This is a genomic window from Novosphingobium lindaniclasticum LE124, assembly GCF_000445125.1.
Taxonomy (GTDB): Bacteria; Pseudomonadota; Alphaproteobacteria; order Sphingomonadales; family Sphingomonadaceae; genus Novosphingobium; species Novosphingobium lindaniclasticum.
The window spans coordinates 47,742-55,407 of the sequence record NZ_ATHL01000018.1 but is presented as its reverse complement, the minus strand read 5'-3'; the positions used below and the strand labels follow the sequence as shown (position 1 = coordinate 55,407).

General features: G+C 64.9%; 7 protein-coding genes. 6 read left to right on the top strand and 1 reads right to left on the bottom strand.

The window, feature by feature from the left end:
* Positions 1 to 308 precede the first annotated feature (308 nt).
* Entirely contained in the window at positions 309 to 536 is a 228-nt protein-coding gene (locus L284_RS47835) for a hypothetical protein (RefSeq protein ID WP_021232410.1), read from the top strand.
* 218 nt (positions 537 to 754) lie between these two features.
* Here the strand turns inward: L284_RS47835 and L284_RS48360 are convergent, their stop codons facing one another.
* Positions 755 to 928 (bottom strand): hypothetical protein, encoded by a 174-nt coding sequence (locus L284_RS48360; RefSeq protein ID WP_021232409.1) that lies wholly within the window; start codon positions 926 to 928, stop codon positions 755 to 757.
* Between the two features lie 168 nt (positions 929 to 1,096).
* On the opposite strand from L284_RS48360, the gene L284_RS27110 reads away from it, so the two are divergent.
* From L284_RS27110 to metH, 5 genes are all read left to right on the top strand, one after another.
* Entirely contained in the window at positions 1,097 to 2,092 is a 996-nt protein-coding gene (locus L284_RS27110; RefSeq protein WP_021232408.1) for an ArsR/SmtB family transcription factor, read from the top strand.
* Complete coding sequence (gene metF / locus L284_RS27105) at positions 2,089 to 2,991, top strand: methylenetetrahydrofolate reductase [NAD(P)H] (protein ID WP_021232407.1); 903 nt, start codon at positions 2,089 to 2,091, stop codon at positions 2,989 to 2,991. Before L284_RS27110 ends, metF begins: the two co-directional genes overlap by 4 nt.
* A gap of 90 nt (positions 2,992 to 3,081) precedes the next feature.
* The gene (locus L284_RS27100) at positions 3,082 to 4,128 is read left to right on the top strand and encodes a homocysteine S-methyltransferase family protein (protein WP_031341396.1); all 1,047 of its coding nucleotides are present in this window, start codon (positions 3,082 to 3,084) and stop codon (positions 4,126 to 4,128) included.
* A 4-nt stretch (positions 4,129 to 4,132) separates the two neighbouring features.
* Complete coding sequence (locus L284_RS27095) at positions 4,133 to 4,657, top strand: GNAT family N-acetyltransferase (protein WP_021232405.1); 525 nt, start codon at positions 4,133 to 4,135, stop codon at positions 4,655 to 4,657.
* Positions 4,658 to 4,677: 20 nt separating this feature from the next.
* Positions 4,678 to 7,380: a methionine synthase gene (gene metH, locus L284_RS27090; protein WP_021232404.1), complete on the top strand. Its 2,703-nt coding sequence runs from the start codon at positions 4,678 to 4,680 to the stop codon at positions 7,378 to 7,380.
* The last annotated feature ends 286 nt before the right edge of the window (positions 7,381 to 7,666 follow it).

The following is a 7,666-nucleotide window of genomic DNA, read 5'->3' as shown; positions in this document are numbered from 1 at the left end:
GCTGACCTCCTGCATGCCATGCAGGCGCTCTCCCAGCTGAGCTAAGGCCCCGTCCATTTCAGCGGATCGCACCTGGGTGGACGAACCGGCCCCTCACTGCAGCGTAGCCGCTGCGGCGTGGGAGGCAGCCCTCTAGATCGGCTTTTTCGATCTGACAAGAGAAACATTCGCGGGTTTCGAAAGTTTATTCGGATACTGTGCTCATCGAGCCTTCGCATAGCGAGGACCGAGGTTCATCGAAGCGAAATGCCGTTTGGCGCAGTCAGAGAAAAGAGGCGAATGCGAAGGTGCGACAAGGGAGAGCGATCATGATTCGCAAACTGATGGCCGCCGCCGCCGTAGCTGGACTTCTGGCAGCTACCCCCTCCATGGCAGCAAATTCCTGCCGTGACGCCAAGGGCAAGTTCGTGCCCTGCAAGACCGTGGTCACGAAAAAGACCACGACGAAGGTCACGACGATGACGGTCAAGGGCAAGGACGGCAAATGCCGCTTCGCCTCCGGTCCGAAGAAGGGCCAGTTCACCAGGTGTCCTTGAGGGCAGGGTCGCGGTTCCGGAACTTGCCCGCAAGCTCCCGAAACAATCGGCAGCTCCGTTGGTACGCCGAAGATAGGCAATAAAAAACCCTCCCGAAGGGGAGGGCTTTTTCCGTCTCGGACGGACTTTCCGGAATTCCCCCCTCGATTTTCAAGAGCGGACGGAAAGCATCTGGGGGCCGGCAAACCGAAAGGATCGGTGCGCAGCCCCCGAACCGATTACTCGGCAGCCGCGGTGGCTTCTTCGGTAGCCGCTTCGGTGGTAGCAGCCAGAGTTTCCTCGGGCAGGGTCTCAACCGACTCGGTAGCAGCTTCGGTGGGCTTTTCGCCACCGCAAGCAGCGAGCGACAGAGCGGCAGCCGACGCGAACGCGGCAAAAGCAATCTTCTTCATGCGAATCCCCTTGCATTGTTTGGCGCATAGGCCAACGCTTGCAGGCAAGCCTGCGGTGCCATTCTTTAGACGAGACATTGGGCCAACGCAAATAGGAAGTAAGAGTGCGGAAATCCGCAGAAATCCTAGGGCTTGCGCACATATAAAGATATCTTTATATGCCCTCGCATGAAAATCGACCCGCTTCTGAGGGCTCTTTCCGAGCCGACGCGACTGCGCATCATGCGCCTGCTCGCGCATATGGAACTGGCGGTCGGAGAGCTTGCGCAAGTGCTCGGCCAGAGCCAGCCGCGGGTCTCCCGGCACGTCAAGATCCTGTGCGACGCGGGTCTCGCGCAGCGGCGAAAGGAAGGTAGCTGGGTCTTTCTCCGCACGGCGGTGAAGGAGAAAAGCGAGCCGCCGATGGGCGCCGCTGCCGCGCAGCTCCTGACGGTTGCCGAGCGAGACGATCCCGCCTTTTCCGCGCGCTGCGCCGAGGATCGCCGCCAGCTCGCTGCGATTCGCGATGCCCGCGAAGTGAGCGCCCAGAACTACTTCGCCGTCCATGCCGAGGAGTGGGACACGCTGCGCCAGCTCCACGGCGCCGACGGACCCGTGGAGAATGCCCTTCTGGCGGCATTCGGCCGGGAGAAGCTGGGCGCCCTGCTCGATGTGGGCACCGGCACCGGCCGCATGGCGGAGTTGCTGGCGGCACGCGCCCGCCACGTCACCGCGCTCGACAAGAGCCCGGACATGTTGCGAATTGCCCGCGCGCGGTTGCAATCTTTGCCGGCGGACAAGGTGTCGCTGGTCCAAGGCGACTTCACCAGCCTGCCCTTCTCCGCCGCCGACTTCGACACCGTGTTGTTCCATCAGGTCCTGCACTATGCGCAGGATCCCGGCATAGTCCTGGCCGAAGCGGCACGCGTCACGCGCGAAGGCGGGCGCATCGCCGTGGTCGATCTGGCCGCCCATGAGCGCGAGGAACTGCGCGAACGCCATGCTCATGCCCGCCTCGGCTTCTCCGACGAGCAGATGGCGGCACTGCTTACCGAAGCGGGTTTCGCGCCCGAACTGCCGACGATCCTGCCGGGAGACCCGCTTACCGTGAAGATCTGGACGGCCAGACGCCTGCCGACCGCTCCGCTTTCCGAGATTCAAGACAGAAAGACCGAACTGCCATGACCTTTGCCGAACGACCGGTCTCCGCTCCGCTGTTCGAAGACCTGCCCGGCGACATCTCCGTGTCCTTCGAATTCTTTCCGCCCAAGACGGAGAAGATGGAGGAACAGCTCTGGGATGCGATCACCCAGCTCGCGCCCCTCGATCCGAGCTTCGTTTCGGTGACCTACGGCGCCGGTGGCTCGACGCGCGAGCGCACGCATTCCACGGTGTCGCGGCTCGTTCGCGAGACATCGCTGGTTCCGGCGGCCCACCTCACCTGCGTCGGGGCCAGCAAGGACGAGATCGCCGAGATCGCCGACCAGTATTGGGAGGCCGGCGTGCGCCACATCGTCGCCCTTCGCGGCGATCCGCCGCCGGCCCAGGGCGGCGTTTTCACCCCGCACCCCGAAGGCTATAGCGGCGCTGCCGATCTCGTGGCCGGACTGAAGGCGCGGCACGACTTCGACATTTCGGTAGCCGCCTATCCCGAAATCCATCCCGAAGCGGCCAGCGCCGATGCCGATCTCGACAATCTGAAGCGCAAGCTGGACGCCGGCGCGAATCGCGCCATCACCCAGTTCTTCTTTTCGACGGACGCCTATTTCCGCTTCCTCGACAAGGCGCTGGCCGCTGGAATCGCCACGCCGATCCTGCCGGGCATCATGCCGGTGACAAGCTTCGCCGCGATTCGCCGCATGTCCGGCAACACCGAGATTCCCGGCTGGCTGGAGAAAATGTTCGAGGGTCTGGACGAACGCCCCGGCCCGCGCGCGCTGGTGGCCGCGGTCGCCGCCGCCGACTTGTGCCGCCGGCTCTACCAGGGCGGCGTGCGCGATTTCCACTTCTATACGCTCAACCGCGCCGAACAGGCCTATGCGATCTGCCAGCTCCTGGGCCTGCGCCCCAAGGCGGAAGCCTGAGCAGACTTGTCTCCGGACCGTTCGTGCAGCAAGGCGCGCGCGAACGGTTCGGCAGGACCGGGCCCGGACGGGCGATCAAGGATGAAGACCATGAGTGCCAGAGAACAGTTCCTCGCCGAAGCGGCCAAGCGCATCCTCATCACGGACGGCGCCTTCGGCACCGAAATCCAGCGCTGGAAGCTCAGCGATGCGGACTATGCCGGAAATCTCGGCCTCTCCCACGACCAGAAGGGCAACAACGACATCCTCGCCCTGACCAAGCCCGAAGTGCCCGAATCAATCCACCGCGCCTACTTCGAGGCCGGGGCGGACATCGCCGAGACCAATACCTTCTCGGCCAACCGCATCAGCCAGGCCGACTACGGGGCCGAGCACCTCGTGCGAGAGATCAACGTCGAATCGGCCAAGCTGGCGCGGCGCCTGGCCGACGAATACCAGGCCAAGGATGGACGCCCGCGCTTCGTGGCCGGCGCGATCGGGCCGACCAACAAGACGCTCTCGCTCAGCCCCGACGTCAACGATCCCGGTTATCGCGAGATCGGATGGGACGACCTGGTGGAGGTCTACAAGGAACAGGCCGCCGCCCTTGTCGAAGGCGGCGCGGACTTCATCCTGATCGAAACGGTGTTCGACACGCTCAATGCCAAGGCCGGGATCATGGCGGTGCGCCAGCTCGAAGCCGACCTTGGCCGTGAAGTGCCGATCATGATGTCGATGACGCTGACCGACCTGTCCGGCCGCAACCTTTCGGGCCATACGGTCGAGGCGTTCTGGCATGCCGTGCGGCACGCGAAGCCGGTGACGATCGGGCTGAACTGCTCGTTCGGCGCCACCCAGCTCCGCCCCCATGTGAAGACCCTGTCCGAGCTCGCGGACACCCTTATCATGATCTACCCGAACGCGGGCCTGCCCAACGAACTCGGACAGTACGACGAGATGCCCGAAACCACGGCGGGCTTCGTGGGCGAATGGGCGGTCGCGGGACAAGTCAACGTGCTGGGGGGCTGCTGCGGCTCCACGCCGGACCACATCGCCGCCATGGCGCAGAAGGTCGCCGGCCTCTCGCCGCGCAAATTGCCGGAACTGAAGCCGGTAACGCGCCTTGCGGGGCTCGAACCCTTTACCATGGCGGGCTGAGCCGATGACCGACTTTCCCATCTGGCGCATCCGGCCGGCCACCGCCGACGATGCCGAGGCGCTGGCGCTGGTGGCTTCCGCGACGTTCCTGGAAAGCTTCGCGGGCTTCGTGGACGGCGCGGGGATCGTCGCGCATTGCCGCAAGCAGCACACGGCGGAGAACTACCGCAAGTACCTGACGCAAGGCGCGAAGGCCTGGCTGGCCGAAGTCGAGCCGGGCCATGCCCCGGTCGGCTATGCTCTGATCTGCGCGCCCGAACTGGAACTCGCGCAGGAGGGCGATCTGGAATTGAAGCGCATCTACCTGCTCTCGCGCTTCCAGGGCTCGATGATGGCGGGCACCATGATGCGGATCGTGCGCGAGGCGGCTGCCGGACACAAACGCCTGCTGCTGGGCGTGAAGAACGACAACCACCGCGCCCTCGCCTTCTACGCCAAGCACGGCTTCCAGACGATCGGCACCCGGACTTTCGATGTCGGCGGCAAGACCTACGACGATTACGTGCTCGCCCTAGAGCTTGCGAACTGACTCAACGAGAACGACAGACCATGACCTCGATTCATTCCGGCGCCCGTTTCGTCAACATCGGCGAGCGCACCAACGTCACCGGTTCCGCCCGATTCAAGAAACTGGTCATGGCCGGTGACTATCCCGCCGCCATCGAAGTGGCCCGCCAGCAGGTGGAAAACGGCGCGCAGGTGATCGACGTCAACATGGACGAGGGCCTGCTCGACGCGGTCCACGCGATGACGACCTACCTCAAGCTGATCACCGCCGAGCCGGACATCGCCCGCGTGCCGGTGATGATCGACAGCTCCAAGTGGGAAGTCATCGAGGCCGGGCTCAAGTGCGTGTCGGGCAAGCCGATCGTCAACTCGATCTCGATGAAGGAAGGCGTCGAGCCGTTCCTGGCCCAGGCGCGCAAGTGCATGGAGTACGGCGCGGCCGTGGTCGTCATGGCCTTCGACGAGACCGGCCAGGCCGACACCCGCGAACGCAAGATCGAGATCTGCACCCGCGCCTATGACCTGCTGACCGGCATCGGTTTCCCGCCCGAGGACATCATCTTCGACCCCAACGTCTTCGCGGTCGCCACCGGCATCGAGGAGCATGACCGCTACGGGCTGGACTTCATCGAGGCGGTGGTCGAGATCCGCAAGGCCTGCCCGCACGTCCACTTCTCGGGCGGGCTTTCCAACCTCTCGTTCTCGTTCCGCGGCAACGAGACGGTGCGCCGGGCCATGCACTCGGTGTTTCTCTACCACGCGATCCCCGCCGGGCTCGACATGGCCATCGTCAACGCGGGCCAGCTCGACGTCTACGACCAGATCGACCCCGCCCTGCGCGAGGCCTGCGAAGACGTCATCATGATGCGCCGCCCCGGCGTGGGCGAGGACGGCAGGACGTCCACCGAACGGCTGATCGAACTGGCCGAAAGCTACAAGGGCAAGGACACCGTCGCTGAAAAGGCCGCCGAGGAATGGCGCGGCTGGGACGTGGTGAAGCGGATCGAACATGCGCTGGTGCGCGGCATCGATGCCTATGTGGTCGAGGATACCGAGGAAGCCCGCGTCGCGATCGCCGAGCGCGGCGGTCGGCCCATCGAGGTCATCGAAGGCCCGCTGATGGGCGGCATGAACGTCGTCGGCGACCTGTTCGGATCGGGCAAGATGTTCCTGCCGCAGGTCGTGAAGTCCGCGCGCGTCATGAAGAAGGCCGTGGCCCACCTCATCCCCTTCATCGAGGCGGAAAAGGACGCCAAGACCAAGGCGAAGGGCCGGATCATCATGGCCACCGTCAAGGGCGACGTGCACGACATCGGCAAGAACATCGTGGGCGTCGTGCTCCAGTGCAACGGCTACGAAGTGATCGACCTCGGCGTCATGGTGCCCTGGTCGAAGATCCTCGAATCGGCGGCCGAGAACGAAGCCGACATCATCGGTCTCTCCGGCCTCATCACTCCTTCGCTGGACGAGATGGTGACCGTGGCCGAGGAAATGCAGCGCGCGGAAATGAACATCCCGCTGCTGATCGGCGGCGCCACCACCTCCAAGGTCCACACCGCGCTGCGCATCGATCCGGCCTACAAGGGCCCGGTCGTCCATGTGCTGGACGCCAGCCGCGCGGTCGGCGTGGCCTCGCAGCTCCTTTCCGACACCCAGGCCGAGCCCTTCGTCGCCTCCGTGGCCGACGAATACGAGAAGGTCCGCGTCGCCCGCGAAGGCAAGGGCCAGAGCGAGCTGCTCTCCATCGCCGATGCCCGCGCCTACGGCTTCAGCGCCGACTTTTCGCAGAAGCCCGGCGCACCGCTCCAGCCGGGCCTCCATGTCTTCGAGGAATGGGATCTCACCGAACTCGTCGAGACTTTCGACTGGACGCCGTTCTTCCGCGCCTGGGAACTCGCGGGTACCTACCCCGCCATTCTCGACGACGACGTGGTGGGCGAAAGCGCGCGCAGCCTGTTCGCGGATGCCAAGGCGATGCTCGCCAGGATCGTCGAGGAAAAGTGGCTCACCGCCAAGGGTGTCTGCGCCTTCTGGCCGGCCGCGACCAAGGGTGACGACGTGATCCTCGGCACCGGCGCCATGGATCCGCAGGTCATCTACGACGCCATCCAGCAGGGCGTCCACGAAGGCCCCGACTTCGTGCGTCTGCCGTTCCTGCGCCAGCAGTTCAAGAAGAGCCGCGGCCCAAATGGAAAAGGAAGGGCCAACTACTGCCTCTCCGACTTCGTCGATCCGGCGGGCGACTGGCTGGGCGGCTTCGCAGTGGGCATCCACGGCATCGAACCGCACCTGGAACGCTTCCAGGCCGCGCACGACGATTACTCGGACATCCTGCTCAAGGCCCTGGCCGACCGTTTCGCCGAAGCCTTCGCCGAGCGTCTGCACAGCCACGTCCGCACCACGCTCTGGGGCTATGCGCCAGACGAACAGTTCACCAACGAAGCCCTGATCCGCGAGGAATATCGCGGCATCCGCCCGGCGCCCGGCTACCCGGCCTGCCCGGATCACTCGCTGAAGCCGATCCTGTTCGATCTGCTCAAGGCGCAGGACAACGCCGGGATCACCCTGACCGAAAGCCAGGCCATGCTGCCCACCGCTGCGGTTTCGGGCTTCTACTTCGGCCACCCGGAAAGCCAGTATTTCGGCGTCGCCCGCATCGGCCGCGACCAATTGGAAGACTACGCCGAGCGCCGCGATGTGGACCTCGCCGTAGCCGAGCGCTGGCTGCGCCCGAACCTGGACTGAGCTCAGCCGCCTCCCCCGGAGCCTCCCGCCCTCCGGCTCCCCTTCGTCATTACGAGGAGGCGACGCCGACGAAGCAATCCAGAGCGCCCCCCTTGGGTTGCTTCGTTTCGCTCGCGATGACGAGGGAAGTGTTGACGGCTGGTGCACGGCGCTTCCAGGGGCGCTCATGACCAGCTTCGTCTAAGCCCGGTTCCACGAGATGCTCACCTACCCATCGTCAAACCGCCCCTCGAGCATGTCCAAACCGCTCGAACATCGAGAGCCTCACCCCCAATCGCTCTCGCGC